General features: G+C 72.0%; 13 protein-coding genes. 4 read left to right on the forward strand and 9 right to left on the reverse strand.

Annotated features, from left to right (window positions below; all coding sequences use genetic code 11):
- Positions 1-75: 75 nt before the first annotated feature.
- Positions 76-543: an RDD family protein gene (locus ADL01_RS40480; RefSeq protein WP_053747103.1), complete on the forward strand. Its 468-nt coding sequence runs from the start codon at positions 76-78 to the stop codon at positions 541-543.
- Between the two features lie 128 nt (positions 544-671).
- Here the strand turns inward: ADL01_RS40480 and ADL01_RS40485 are convergent, their stop codons facing one another.
- The 4 genes from ADL01_RS40485 to lipB all read right to left on the reverse strand — a co-directional run bounded on the left by ADL01_RS40485 (position 672) and on the right by lipB (position 3,923).
- Complete coding sequence (locus ADL01_RS40485; protein ID WP_053747104.1) at positions 672-1,370, reverse strand: DUF4191 domain-containing protein; 699 nt, start codon at positions 1,368-1,370, stop codon at positions 672-674.
- A 69-nt stretch (positions 1,371-1,439) separates the two neighbouring features.
- A complete protein-coding gene (locus ADL01_RS40490; RefSeq protein ID WP_053747105.1) occupies positions 1,440-1,640 on the reverse strand; it encodes a hypothetical protein in 201 nt (66 codons plus the stop codon).
- 270 nt (positions 1,641-1,910) lie between these two features.
- Positions 1,911-2,870 (reverse strand): lipoyl synthase, encoded by a 960-nt coding sequence (gene lipA, locus ADL01_RS40495; protein WP_053747106.1) that lies wholly within the window; start codon positions 2,868-2,870, stop codon positions 1,911-1,913.
- 270 nt (positions 2,871-3,140) lie between these two features.
- Positions 3,141-3,923, reverse strand: a complete 783-nt coding sequence (lipB, locus tag ADL01_RS40500; protein WP_053747115.1) for a lipoyl(octanoyl) transferase LipB — start codon at positions 3,921-3,923, stop codon at positions 3,141-3,143.
- Between the two features lie 286 nt (positions 3,924-4,209).
- Here lipB and ADL01_RS40505 point away from each other — a divergent pair, with 286 nt between their 5' ends.
- The gene (locus ADL01_RS40505) at positions 4,210-5,649 is read left to right on the forward strand and encodes a hypothetical protein (protein ID WP_053747107.1); all 1,440 of its coding nucleotides are present in this window, start codon (positions 4,210-4,212) and stop codon (positions 5,647-5,649) included.
- A gap of 93 nt (positions 5,650-5,742) precedes the next feature.
- Here ADL01_RS40505 and ADL01_RS40510 read toward each other — a convergent pair whose 3' ends face one another.
- Together ADL01_RS40510 and ADL01_RS40515 are read right to left on the reverse strand one after the other, a co-directional pair.
- Positions 5,743-7,197 carry an NAD(P)/FAD-dependent oxidoreductase gene (locus tag ADL01_RS40510; protein ID WP_053747108.1) on the reverse strand — a complete coding sequence of 485 codons (1,455 nt, stop codon included), beginning with the start codon at positions 7,195-7,197 and terminating at the stop codon, positions 5,743-5,745.
- Between the two features lie 214 nt (positions 7,198-7,411).
- Positions 7,412-8,311, reverse strand: coding sequence for a TIGR01777 family oxidoreductase (locus ADL01_RS40515; protein ID WP_053747109.1), 900 nt, complete (start codon positions 8,309-8,311; stop codon positions 7,412-7,414).
- Positions 8,312-8,382: 71 nt separating this feature from the next.
- Here ADL01_RS40515 and ADL01_RS40520 point away from each other — a divergent pair, with 71 nt between their 5' ends.
- Entirely contained in the window at positions 8,383-8,940 is a 558-nt protein-coding gene (locus ADL01_RS40520) for a GNAT family N-acetyltransferase (RefSeq protein WP_078961063.1), read from the forward strand.
- A gap of 55 nt (positions 8,941-8,995) precedes the next feature.
- Here the strand turns inward: ADL01_RS40520 and ADL01_RS40525 are convergent, their stop codons facing one another.
- Positions 8,996-10,180 carry a MarP family serine protease gene (locus ADL01_RS40525; RefSeq protein ID WP_053747110.1) on the reverse strand — a complete coding sequence of 395 codons (1,185 nt, stop codon included), beginning with the start codon at positions 10,178-10,180 and terminating at the stop codon, positions 8,996-8,998.
- 231 nt (positions 10,181-10,411) lie between these two features.
- On the opposite strand from ADL01_RS40525, the gene ADL01_RS40530 reads away from it, so the two are divergent.
- A complete protein-coding gene (locus tag ADL01_RS40530) occupies positions 10,412-11,188 on the forward strand; it encodes a peptidoglycan recognition protein (RefSeq protein ID WP_053747111.1) in 777 nt (258 codons plus the stop codon).
- 46 nt (positions 11,189-11,234) lie between these two features.
- Here the strand turns inward: ADL01_RS40530 and ADL01_RS40535 are convergent, their stop codons facing one another.
- Together ADL01_RS40535 and ADL01_RS40540 are read right to left on the reverse strand one after the other, a co-directional pair.
- Positions 11,235-11,759 (reverse strand): DUF4240 domain-containing protein, encoded by a 525-nt coding sequence (locus ADL01_RS40535; RefSeq protein ID WP_053747112.1) that lies wholly within the window; start codon positions 11,757-11,759, stop codon positions 11,235-11,237.
- Between the two features lie 44 nt (positions 11,760-11,803).
- Complete coding sequence (locus ADL01_RS40540) at positions 11,804-12,820, reverse strand: helix-turn-helix transcriptional regulator (protein ID WP_053747113.1); 1,017 nt, start codon at positions 12,818-12,820, stop codon at positions 11,804-11,806.
- Between the last annotated feature and the right edge of the window lie 159 nt (positions 12,821-12,979).

The raw sequence follows: 12,979 nt of genomic DNA on the forward strand, positions 1-12,979 counted from the left end.
TCGACCAAGTTAACCGGACACGGGCCGGGCGACCCACCTGTGGGTATCGAAAAACGCGCGCAGTACGGTGGTCGGGTGGACAACAGGCAAGCACTCGGATCGTGGCTCTCCGGCCCTCGCGCCGCCGCGGAGGAAGCCGGTGTCGACTTCGGATACCGGGGTGAACAGCTCGGTCTGCCCGAGGCGGGCCCCGGCTCGATCGCCCGCCCGGGCCGCCGACTCGGCGCCCTGGCCGTCGACTGGGGCCTGTGCCTCCTGATCGCATACGGCCTCCTCACGGACGGCTACAACCAGGCGACCGGCAACTGGGCCCTGCTGATCTTCTTCGTCATGGGCGCGGCCACGGTCGGCACGGTCGGCTTCACGCCGGGCAAGCGCCTGTTCGGTCTGCGCGTGGTGGCCGCGGCCACCGGCCGGCCGAACCCCGCGCGCGCCCTGCTGCGCACGTTCCTGCTGTGCCTCGCCGTACCGGCCATGATCTGGGACCGCGACGGCCGCGGCCTGCACGACCGCCTCGCACGCACAGTGGAAGTACGGATCTAGCCGATCGATACGGCGATACGGTCCGGCCGATACGACGATGGGGCGCCCGGAGTGATCCGGGCGCCCCATCCTCGTACACGTTTCCTCGTACACGTTGTCGTACGAGTGCTCGTACGTGATCGCTTACCTCAGCGCGTCTTGCCGCCGCGCGGCATGCGCATTCCCTTGGGCATCGGACCCTTTGGCAGCGGCATGTTGCTCATCAGGTCGCCCATCGCCCGCAGTCGGTCGTTGGTGGCGGTCACCTGGGGGCCGGCGAGAACGCGCGGCAGCTTCAGCATGGTCGTGCGGAGCTTCTTCAGCTCGATCTGGCCCTCGCCCGTGCCGACCAGCAGGTCGTGCACCGGTACGTCCGCGACGATGCGGGCCATCTTCTTCTTCTCGGCGGCCAGCAGGCTCTTCACCCGGTTCGGGTTGCCCTCGGCGACCAGCACGATGCCGGCCTTGCCGACCGCGCGGTGCACCACGTCCTGGCTGCGGTTCATCGCCACCGCCGGAGTCGTCGTCCAGCCTCGGCCGATGTTGTCCAGTACGGCCGCAGCGGCACCCGGCTGGCCCTCCATCTGCCCGAAGGCGGCCCGCTCGGCCCGGCGCCCGAACACGATCGCCGTCGCGAGGAAGGCGAGCAGGAGGCCGAGGATTCCGAGATAGATCGGGTGACCGATCAGGAAGCCGATCGCGAGGAAGACACCGAAGGTGAAGATTCCGACAGCCGCGAGTACAAGACCGATCTTTTTGTCGGCCTTGCGGGTCATCTTGTACGTCAGAGCGATCTGCTTGAGTCGCCCGGGGTTCGCGGCGTCCGCCGCGGGTTCCTTCCTCGCCATGCCGTGAAGTCTACGTGGCCCGGGAAGCGCCGACGACGGCGGTGTCGTCGGGTGACGGGGAGCGACGGGTCAGGAACGGGTGGCCAGGGCCTGATCGAGGACGCGCTGCGCCTCGTTGCGGTCCTTGGCGCGACGGCGGTCCTCCTGGACGGAGGTCCAGGCGTTCTGGCGGGCGGTGCGCTGGCCGCTGTGCATGAGCAGCGACTCGACGGCGCGCAGTGCGTCGGTGAACGACGGAATGGGCGTGGCGCGGACGGGTGCGGTCTGCATGGTGGATGTCCCCCTCGGACGGCTCTGGGTAAGGGTGCGCAACGTGTGAAACCAGGCTCTCTGATTGGTGTTACCAGGGCGTGACCTGCCGGTCAAACGCCGATGAAGCCTTGATAGGGAAGGCGAAAACGCCGATGCGGCCCTGACGTACGCCCTCAACTGCGAGGACGGGCAGGGCCGCACGGAGCCGGCCGTTACTGGCGAGTAGTTACTTGTGCGCGAATTCACACGTCTGCCGCACCCTTGCAGGGCAGGATGGGTGACGGTGTATCAGGCGCCGGTGGCCGCTGACTGACGCAGCTCCATGGCCATCTTGTAGAGGCGGCCGGCCCGGTACGAGGAGCGGACCAGCGGGCCGGACATGACCCCGGAGAAGCCGATCTGCTCGGCCTCCTCCTTCAGCTCGACGAACTCGTGCGGCTTGACCCAGCGCTCCACGGGGTGGTGCCGGACGGTCGGACGCAGGTACTGCGTGATGGTGATCAGCTCGCACCCGGCCTCGTGCAGCTGGCGCAGCGCCTCGCTGACCTCCTCGCGGGTCTCGCCCATACCGAGGATCAGGTTGGACTTCGTGACCAGACCGTAGTCGCGGGCGTCGGTGATGACCTTGAGCGAGCGGTCGTAGCGGAAGCCGGGGCGAATGCGCTTGAAGATGCGGGGGACCGTCTCGACGTTGTGCGCGAAGACCTCGGGCCGGGAGGAGAAGACCTCGGCCAGCAGCTCCGGTACGGCGTTGAAGTCGGGCGCGAGCAACTCGACCTTGGTACGGCCTTCCGGGCGCCCCTCGGTCTGCTGGTGGATCTGGCGCACGGTCTCGGCGTACAGCCAGGCGCCGCCGTCCTCCAGGTCGTCGCGGGCGACGCCGGTGATGGTGGCGTAGTTGAGGTCCATGGTGACCACGGACTCCCCGACGCGGCGGGGCTCGTCACGGTCGAGCGCCTCGGGCTTGCCGGTGTCGATCTGGCAGAAGTCGCAGCGCCGGGTGCACTGGTCGCCGCCGATGAGGAAGGTGGCCTCGCGGTCCTCCCAGCACTCGTAGATGTTGGGGCAGCCGGCTTCCTGGCAGACGGTGTGCAGGCCCTCGCTCTTCACGAGGTTCTGCATCTTCGTGTACTCGGGACCCATTTTCGCCCGGGTCTTGATCCACTCGGGCTTGCGCTCGATGGGGGTCTGGGCGTTCCTGACCTCCAGGCGCAGCATCTTGCGTCCGTCGGGTGCGACTGCGGACACGATGGGGCTCCCTGTAACTTCGATTCGTCGGCGTACACCAGAGTACGCCCGTGCGCTTCCCGCCCTACGAGACGGGCAACCTTTGAGACGGGGGGTCCATTCCCGGGCCCGGTTTTCCTCGCCCCCGCCGCTCCTGCAGCCCAGGCCCAGGCACCCCCAGCCCGTCCGGCGTTTGAGGACGAAGCCCCTTCAGGGCCGACAGCGGGGGTCTGGGGGGCAGCCCCCCAGGGGCGGGACGGGAAAGGGCGGCGGGGGCGAAAAAAAAGCCCCCTACACCGAAGCCCCCTCGACCACCCGCGCCCGCAGCTCCGCGCTCTCCATCACAGCCCGCAGCTGCCGCTCCACCACCGGCACAACCTCCCCCACCGACACATCCCGCCCCAGCTCGTTCGCGAGCGACGTGACCCCCGCGTCCCGGATCCCGCACGGAATGATCCGGTCGAACCACACATTGTCCGGGTTCACGTTGAACGAGAACCCGTGCATCGTGACCCCCTTGGCCACCCGGATCCCGATCGCCGCCACCTTCCGGTCCTCCCGCCGCTGCCCGGCGTTGGACGGCGCGTACTCGGGCCCGTTCATCCGGGGATCGAACTCGTCGTCGTGCAACCGGGGATCCAGATCCAGAGAGAGACCACCGAGCGCGGGCCGCCGCTCGACCGGATCGCCCAGCACCCACACCCCGCTGCGCCCCTCCACCCGCGACGTCTCGACCCCGAACTCCGCACAGGTGCGGATCAGCGCCTCCTCCAGCCGCCGTACATGCGCCACGACGTCCACCGGACGCGGCAGCTTCTGGATGGGGTAGCCCACCAGCTGCCCCGGACCGTGCCAGGTGATCTTCCCGCCGCGGTCCACGTCGATGACCGGAGTGCCGTCGAGGGGACGCTCGCTCGGGGCGGTGCGCCGGCCGGCCGTGTAGACCGGCTGGTGTTCGAGGAGCAGGCAGGTGTCGGGGATCTCGTCCGCGAAACGGGCGGCGTGCACCCGGCGCTGCTCGTCCCAGGCGGCCTGGTAGTCGACGTACTCGACGCCGTCGGCACCGAGTCCCATCCGGACGAACCGCAACTCACCACTCACGGGGGCGCCTCCCTGGCTGTTCCAGCGGCTTACTCGGCAACTGCGCGTCAGGCACGTAACGCGCCCAAGCCACTGTACGTCCGGCCGATGTCCGTCACTCCGGCGCCCAATTCTCACACGATCGGATGAATGTACGGCGGAATGTGCTACCGGACGTTCACGCTCCGCTACATTCACGCCGTTCACGAGGCCAAAAAGGGCTGCTCACCAGCGATCCGGGCACCCCAGAGGGCCCGCCAGGCAGGAGACCGCACCGCAGATGACGGAACGACCCGCGCAGCGCACTCCCAACCGCCAGCTCGCCGCGCTCATCGCAGAAGCGGGATTCTCCAACGCGGGTCTGGCCCGCCGAGTGGACCAGCTCGGTCTCGAACACGGCCTTGATCTCAGATACGACAAGACATCGGTGACCCGCTGGCTGCGCGGACAGCAGCCCCGGGGCACCACGCCGGCCCTCATCGCCGAGGTGTTCACCCGGCGCCTCGGGCGACGGCTCACCGCCCAGGATCTCGGGCTCGACGCCTGCGCACCCGTCTACGCGGGACTGGAGTTCGCGGCCAGCCCCGAGGAGGCCGTCGACATCGTCAGCGGGCTGTGGCGCAAGGACTCCGGCAGCCACGCCGAGCTGCGCAAGATCGCCTTCACCCCGGCCGGGCTCGTCGTGCCCAGCCGGGACTGGCTGATCGGGCGGGCCGACGACAGCGTCGGACGCGGCGACCAGCCCGCCGCACGCGTGCCCGTGCAGGGGCGTCCCGGTGTGCCCCGGCAACGCGGGCAGGCCGAGCGCGGCCCCGGGCAGAAGGTCTCCGGCGGTGACATCGCCGCGCTCCGCTCGGTCGGCGAGCTGTTCCGCACCCTCGACGACGCCTACGGGGGCGGCCACGCGCGTCAGGCCCTCGTCCGCTACCTCGAACACGAGACCGAGCCCATGCTGCGCGGCACGTACGGCGAGCAGACGGGCCGCCGGCTCTTCGCGGCGGCCTCCGACCTCACCCGGCTCGCGGGCTGGACGTCGTACGACATCGCCGCGCACGGCCTCGCCCAGCGCTACTTCGTCCAGGCGCTCAGGCTCGCGCAGGCGGCCGGGGACCGGGCGTACGGCTCGTACGTCCTGGCCACCATGAGCCGGCAGGCCGTCTATCTCGGGCACGGGCGGGAGGCCGTGCAGCTCGCCCGGGTGGCACAGCAGGGCGTCGGCACCGCCGCGCCGCCCGTCGTGCAGTCGCTGCTGCACGCGTGCGAGGCGCGCGCCCACGGAGTGCTGGGCGAGGTCCGGGCCTGCACCGCCTCCCTCGTACGGGCCGAACGGGCCCTCGAAGCCTCCCGCCCCGGCGACGAGGTCCCGCACTGGGCGCGGTTCTTCGACGAGGCGCAGCTCGCCGACGAGTTCGGGCACTGCCACCGCGATCTGCAGCAGTTCCGCGCGGCCGCCCAGCACGCGGAGCGTTCGCTCCAGCTGCGCGCCCCCGCCTTCGCCCGCAGCCGCCTCTTCTGCCGCGTCGTGCTCGCCTCGGCCCGGCTGGGCCTCGGCGAGCTCGACCAGGCCTGCCAGCTGGGGGCCGAGGCGGCCGGCGCGGCGACGGAGATGCGCTCGGTGCGGGCGCTCGAGTACGTACGGGACTTCGAGCGGCGCCTGGAGCCCTACCGGGACGCGGCCCCGGTCAGGGGGTACCGCGACAAGGTCGCCGCGCTCGGCTAGGCCGTGTCCGCAAAGTCCCGCCTGCCTCGCGACGCCTGGCCCGTCCTCCGGGCGGACGACGGGACTTTGCGGACACGACCTGGCGCGGGTCGCTCACGCGGCCGCCGCTTCCTCCTCCGTCGTGGTCGCCCGCAGCGGCTCCGCCATGTGCATCGGGCCCGCGCCCAGGTCCGTCAGGATCGCGGACGCGGCCCGGTGCCCGGAGTGCAGGGCGCCCTGGACGGTGCTGGTGTCCCGGTGGTCGCCGCACACGTACAGGCCCGCCAGCAGCCGTACCGGGCGGCGCAGATCGTGCGGCGGGCGCATCGCGGGCACCGCCTCGGGTGTGTGGTGCACGGCGAGCGTCTCCCACCGCGTGGTCGACACCCCGTAGAGACGGGCCAGGTGCGTACGTACGGCCGATTCCAGGTCCTGCGGAGGGGTGCCCAGCACCGTCGACGAGATCAGCGGGCGGCCGGCGGGGGAGCGGGACGGGTCCACCCGGCTGATCACCGCCGTGTGGGCGACCGGGCCCCCGCGATCCGCTTCCAGGAGCAGGGACGCACCGGTGGTGGGCGCCTCGTCGGCCGTGTGGTGGACGACGGTCACCGGGTGGAAGTCGGGTACGCGCAGGCCGGGCAGCAGACCGGAGGCGGCGCGGGCGTCGGTCGCCACCAGGACGGCACGGCAGCGCAGCTCCCCGTGGTCGGCGGTGGTCACGAGGTTCGTGGCGATGGACGTGACCCGGACCCCGGTGTGCACCGTGCCCGGCGGCAGCGCCCGCGCGAGCAGCTCCGGCAGGGTCTCCGCACCCCCCTCCGGCACACACAGCCGGCCGCTCGCGAACGCCCGCAGCGCGAGATCCGCGCACCGGCTCGACGTGGTCAGATCGGGGTCGCAGAGCAGCGCGGCGAGCAGCGGGCGCAGAAAGCCCTCGATCGTCCGGGCGGGCAGGCCGCGGCCCGCCAGGGCCTGGGCGGCCGGCAGCTCGGTCCGGGCCAGCAGCCGGTGCACGGGGACCCCGGCGAGCCGGGTGAGCGCGGCGCCGAGCCGGGCCTGGTCGACCGCGCCACCGAACGCCCCGCCGACCATCCCGCCGAGGGGTGTGCCGGTGCGCGCCATCGCCGACGCCACCGTCCTGGAGGACCTCACCGACCTGACCGACCTGACCGACCTGACGGACCTGACCGTCCTGGCCGGCCTCGGGGCGCTTGCCAGGGCGCGCACGGCACCGAGTGCGCCCCGTGCGCCCCCTCCGCCGAGCGGAGCGCCCGCGCGGTACCGTCGCCCGTCGCTGTGCACCAGGACACCCGGGTCGAAGGGACGCAGGACGAGCGCGTCGAGGCCCGGGGCCAGCCGTAGGTCGGGATACGACGTGGACAGCAGCTGCCCGACCCGGTCGAGCCGGAAACCGTCGAGCTTCTCGGTCGCCATCCGGCCGCCGACGTAAGGGGCGGCCTCCAGGACCACGGTCGTTACTCCTGCGCTGGTCAGCCGATGGGCCGCCGCGAGTCCGGCAACCCCGGCCCCCACGATGACGACGTCCGCCTGGTACGCGGGCTCAAGCACGTGCCCTCCCTCGTTCGCGGTGGCGCGGCCGGTCAGGGCGCCGATGCCCCAACCGGCGTACGGGATAAGCGAGTTCGGTCGATCGGACCGTTCCGACCGAGAGTAGGTCGGCGCACGGCGGGCGGGAGTCGCGCATGGACAGGGCACGGTCGCACAGCGGTCGCATACGGTCGCACCCGGTGATCCTGGTGCGGGGCAGGGGCGCGGAGAGGGATCAGGCGAGCGCCGCCCGGATCGCGTCGTCGACCTCCGGGAACGAGAACGTGAACCCGGACTCCAGCAACCGCTTCGGCAGCACCCGCGCGCTGCCGAGCACCTCCCCGGACATCTCGCCCAGCACCAGCCGCAGCACGGGCGCGGGCACCGTGAAGAGCGTCGGCCGGTGCAGCACACGCCCCATCGCCGCCGTGATCTCCCGGTTGGTCACCGGCCGCGGTGCCGTCAGATTGAACGCCCCGGACAGCCCGTCGGTGTCGATGAGATGCCGGATCGCCGCGACCTCGTCGTGGAGCGCGATGAACGACCAGTACTGGGAACCGTCGCCCATCCGCCCGCCCAGGCCCGCCTTGAACAGCGGAAACAGCTTTGCCCAGGCCCCGCCCCCGCGCGCCACCACCAGCCCGGTCCGCACGAACACCGTCCGTACGCCCGCATCCTGGGCGGCGCCCGCGGCCCCCTCCCACTCCACGCACACCGACGGCAGGAAACCGTCCCCCGCCGGGCTGTCCTCGTCCACGGCCCGCTCGCCGGTCTCCCCGTAGTAGCCCATCGCGCTGCCGTTCACGAAGACCCGTGGCGGCTCGTCCAGCGAGGCGACAGCCTCGGCGAGCGTCGCCGTGCCCAGGACCCGGCTGTCGCGGATCGCCCGCTTGTACGAGTCCGTCCAGCGCCGGTTCCCGATGCCGGCCCCGGCCAGGTTCACCACCGCGGTGCAGCCCGCGAGCCCGGCGGCGTCGACCGTCCGGCGCTCGGGGTCCCAGCGCACCTCGTCCTTCGCCCGGGGCGCGCGCCGTACCAGGCGGCGCACTTCATGTCCGTCGGCGGTCAGGGACCGCACCAGAGCCGTACCGATGAGACCGGACGCACCGGCCACCGCGATTCGCGAGCGTTCCATACGCTCCATCCTGCGCCACCGGACCCTGCCCCGCTGTCATACCCCCGCCCTATCGTGATCCAGTGACCCCCATGCCGCCCGAGCCGCAGCAACCGCGTCAGCCGTACGACGGCCCCGAGCCCCAGGACCGTCCTGCGCGCCCCGAGCCGCTCGTACGCCTCGCCCGGCCCGAGGACGACGAGGCCCTGGGCAGACTCGACCGCGCCACCTGGTCCACGCTGCACGCCGTCACACCCCGGGCCAGACCGCCGTACACGCCGTTCTTCGGCGTGAACTCCGTCCCGGGAGACCATCTGGTCGCCGTGACCGGAGACGGCCGGGTCGTCGGCTACATCAAGCTCGCCCGGGCCACTCCGCTCGCGTCGAACGCGCACGTGCTCCAGATCCAGGGGTTCGCCGTCTTGGACGAGGCGCGGGGCACGGGCGTCGGACGGCTGCTGATCCGGTCCGCGGTGACCGAGGCCCGCCGCCGGGGCGCCCTGCGCCTCTCGCTGCGCGTCCTCGGCCACAACACCCCGGCCCGCAAGCTCTACGAGTCGGAGGGCTTCGTCGTCGAGGGCATACAGCCCCGGGAGTTCCTGCTGGACGGTGAGTTCGTGGACGACGTACTCATGGGCCGGTCGCTCTAGGGCGTGTCCGCAAAGTCCCGTCGTCCGCCGTCGTCCGCCCACGCGGGCCCTTCTCTCACGACGTGACCAGGTCGCCCGTGTCCACCGGCGTCGTCGCCGTCGCCGCGCGTTCGGCGTTGTCGGAGACCTCGTTCACCGTCAGGACGTAGCCCGTCTCGTTGTCGGACGTCGAGCGGGCGAAGACCACGCCGAACACCTTGCCGTCGGTGGTCAGGAGCGGGCCGCCGGAGTTGCCGGGGCGGACCGTCGAGCGGATCGAGTAGATCTGGCGGGTCACCGTCTCGCTGTTGTAGATGTTCTGGCCCCTCGCCCGCACCTTGTCGGCGACCGTCGCCGCCTGCAGGTTCAGGTCGCCGTCCTGCGGATAGCCCGCGACCACCGCCGAGTCGCCCCGCTTCGCGCTGTCGTCGAAGCGCAGCACGGGCGCGCGCAGCTCCGGGACGTACAGCACGGCCACGTCCTTCTCGGGGTCGAAGAGCACCACCGTCGCCTTGTACGCCGTCCCCACACCGCCGATCCGGACCGTCGGGTCGTCGATGCCCGCCACCACGTGGGCGTTGGTCATCACATGCCGGGCCGCGTACACGAAACCGCTGCCCTCGCGGCCCTGGGTGCCCGCCACGCCCTCGATCTTGACCGTGCTCCGCTTGGCCGCGTTCGTCGCGCTCACCGTGACACTGTCACCGGTGGGCTTGGCGACGCTTGTCGCCGGTTCGTTCTCGAAGGGGTTGAAGACCTGCGGGAAGCCCGCCTGGGTGAGCGCGGACGTGGCCCGCGAGAACCAGGTCGGGGTCGTCGACGGCATCGAGTCCTGGACCGCCCCCAGCAGCGCCGAGTCCCGGATCGCCGTCGTGACCACCGGCGAGGAGGAGGCCCCCAGGACACTCGCGGCCACCCACGACACCAACAGCACGGCGACCGCGTTCGCCACGGCCCCGCCGATCCCGTCGGCCACCCGCAGCGGCCCCTGGTCCAGCTCGCGGCGCAGCTTCAGCGCGAATCTGCCCATCAGCTCGTGTCCCACCACGGCCGGCACCAGCACCGTGAGCACGGCGGTCACCGTCGCCGGGGGCGTGTCCGCCTCCACCAGCTCCATGATCCACGGCAGTACCCACACCCCGATGACGGCGCCGCCCACGAATCCCGCCAGGGAGACACAGCCCGCCACCAGGCCACGCCGGTACCCCGACGCGGCATAGCCGAGGATCACCAGTAACAGCAGGATGTCGAGCAGGTCCACTCAGGCCGCCTCTCTCCGGACCCTCGGTGCCCCGTTGGTCCCCCGTACACGCGGTTACATGCGGTAGTACGCGCGGGACGGGCACGGTGATCAGTCGCCGTTCAGTCACCTGTGCGTATCCGGTCCCTGGACCTCTGAAAACGTCCTGGACCGGAGCATTGGTTCCACCAAGTGGCACACCACACATCGCGGGCGGAGCGGAACCGGCCCACAGTGGGGCCCATGGGGTCCATGGGTGACTCGCGTGTCCGCCGCGTGCCGCGCGCCGCCCGCGTGGCGCTCTCCTGCATGCCCGGAATCGCGGCCGCCGCCGGACTGGTCCTGTGCGCGGCCGGCGTCGACCGTACGCCCGCCCGCCGCACGCACCCCGCGGCGGTCCGCCCGGCCCTCGCCCACCCCGCCCCGAAACCGCGCATCGTGCCCCGTACCGCCTGGATCGGGGACGCCGAACGCCGCCAGCCACCACCGCGCTACGACGACCGGGTCGTCGCCGTGTTCGTCCACCACACCGACTCGCCCAACGGCTACGACTGCGCCGACGCGCCCCGCATCATCCGCTACCTGTACGCCGGTCAGACCGGCTCCCGCGACTGGGACGACCTCGGCTACAACTTCGTCGTCGACCGCTGCGGCACCGTCTACGAAGGCCGCGCGGGCGGCGTCGACCGCCCCGTGACCGGCGCCCACACCCAGGGCTTCAACCATCGCACCGCCGGAATCGCCGCCCTCGGCACCTTCACCGCGGGCGTACCCGTGCCGCAGGCCATGACCGACGCGATCGCCGCCGTCGCCGCCTGGAAACTCGGCCTCTCGGGCATCGACCCGCGCGGCACCGCCCGCCTGGTCTCCAGCAACTCCCTCAGCCGCTGGGCGTCCGGCACGACCGTCACCCTGCCCGCCCTGGCCGGCCACAACGCGGGCTACATGACGAGCTGCCCCGGCGCCGCCCTCACGGCCCGCCTCCCGGCGATCAGACAGACGGCGGCCCGCCTCCAGGGCAGACGCTGAGCTGCGAAAAGAGCCCGCGGACACGGGCGGGCGGGGTTACGGCATCTCAGGCGCCCTTGAACCGCTGCCACAGCTTGGGGAACCGGTCCGCGAGCGCCCCCTCGTCCTCCAGGGCGAGCGGCGTGCCCTCGGGCTCCGCCGGCGCGGGCGGAATACCCAGATCCGGGGCGGGGGTACCGGTGAGCTGCTCGTACGCCTCGTCGGCCGCGTAGCCCAGCTCCTCGCCGTCCCCGTCGATCTCCGGGTCGAAGTCGTCCAGGAGATCGGCGAGCGAGTCCGGGTCGCCGTGCAGGGCGCCCTCGAAGACCTCGCGGCCCTGCCCGATCAGCCAGCACCGGAAGAAGTCGAAGCCCTCGTCGTCGATGCCGTCGAGCAGCACCCGGGCGGCGCCCCACAGATCCCAGCGGTACGCACGGTTGTAACGAGCCTCGAAATGCCGGGCGAAGTCGAGGACCGAGTCCGGATCGAGCTGCAGCAACCGTTCGACCAGCAGGTCGGCCTGGTCCTCGGGGTCACCCTCGGCGGCCTCGCGGGTCGCGTCCACCAGCTTCCAGAAATCCGTCTCGTCCATCACGGGTACAGCATCGTGCCTATAGGGGACGGACGCACGTGGAGCTACCCGGAATGTGACGGGGCGTACAGCGCCGCCAGCCGCCGCGCGTCCCGCGCGAACCGTTCCCGCAGCTCCGGCGGTGCCAGCACCTCCGCCTCCGGCCCGAGCGCCGCCAGCTGCGTATGGGCGACCTCCGCCGACTCCACGGCGAGCGTCACGGTGACCCGGCCCTGCTCGTCGGGGTCACCGGCGGCCGACAGCGCGTCGCGGGCGGTCACGGGATCGACGGCGTACGGCAGTCCGCGCGCCCCTTCCGCCGACAGCCGGACGACGACCTCGGCGCGCAGGATCGACCGCGCGAACTGCCGCGCCCGCTCCTCCCAGAACGCGGGCAGGTCGAAGTCGTCGTCGCGCGTGAAGCGTTCGGCACCGGAGATTTCGACGGACGTGAACCGGTCGACGCGGTACACCCGAAAGGGCCCGGGGTCGGGTTCGGGATCGGTGTGGTTCGGCACCCGGGCGCACAGATACCAGACGCCCGCCTTGAGGACGAGCCCGTACGGCTCCAACGCGCGCTCCACCTCGGCCTCTTCGGGGCCGCGCCGGTACCGGGCCAGGATCGGCCGGTCGCCCCACACCGCCTCCGCGATCGCCGGCAGCGACTCGGGGGTCGGGGGTTCGCTGAACCAGGCGGGCGCGTCCAGATGAAAGCGCTGGGCGGCTGTACGGGGGGTGTCGCGGAGGGAGGGCAGGAGAGCGGCGGCGACCTTGAGGCGGGCCGCCGAGGCGGTGTCCTCCAGTCCCATCTCGCGCAGGGCGCCCGGGACGCCGCTGAGGAACAGTGCCTCGGCCTCGGGGCGGGCGAGTCCGGTGAGGCGGGTCCGGTATCCCCCGATCAGCCGGTATCCGCCGGCCCGTCCCCGGTCGGCGTACACGGGTACGCCGGCCTCGGACAGGGCCTGTGCGTCGCGGGTGACGGTGCGCTCGGACACGTCCAGTTCCCGGGCGAGTTCGGCGCCGGTCATGGAGGGCCGGGCCTGGAGCAGCAGCACCATCTTGATGAGGCGGGCAGCACGCATGGGGTCATGATGCCGGGCGGCGCGCCGAGGGGTGTTCTGGCCCCCGCCGCCCCTACCCGTCCCATCCCCGGGGGCTGCGCCCCAGACCCCCCTTCGGCCCTGAAGGGGCCTCGTCCTCAAACGCCGGACGGGCTGAGAGGCCTGGGCCTGGGCCTGATA

The sequence above is a fragment of the Streptomyces sp. NRRL WC-3618 genome, assembly GCF_001280005.1.
Taxonomy (GTDB): Bacteria; Actinomycetota; Actinomycetes; order Streptomycetales; family Streptomycetaceae; genus Streptomyces.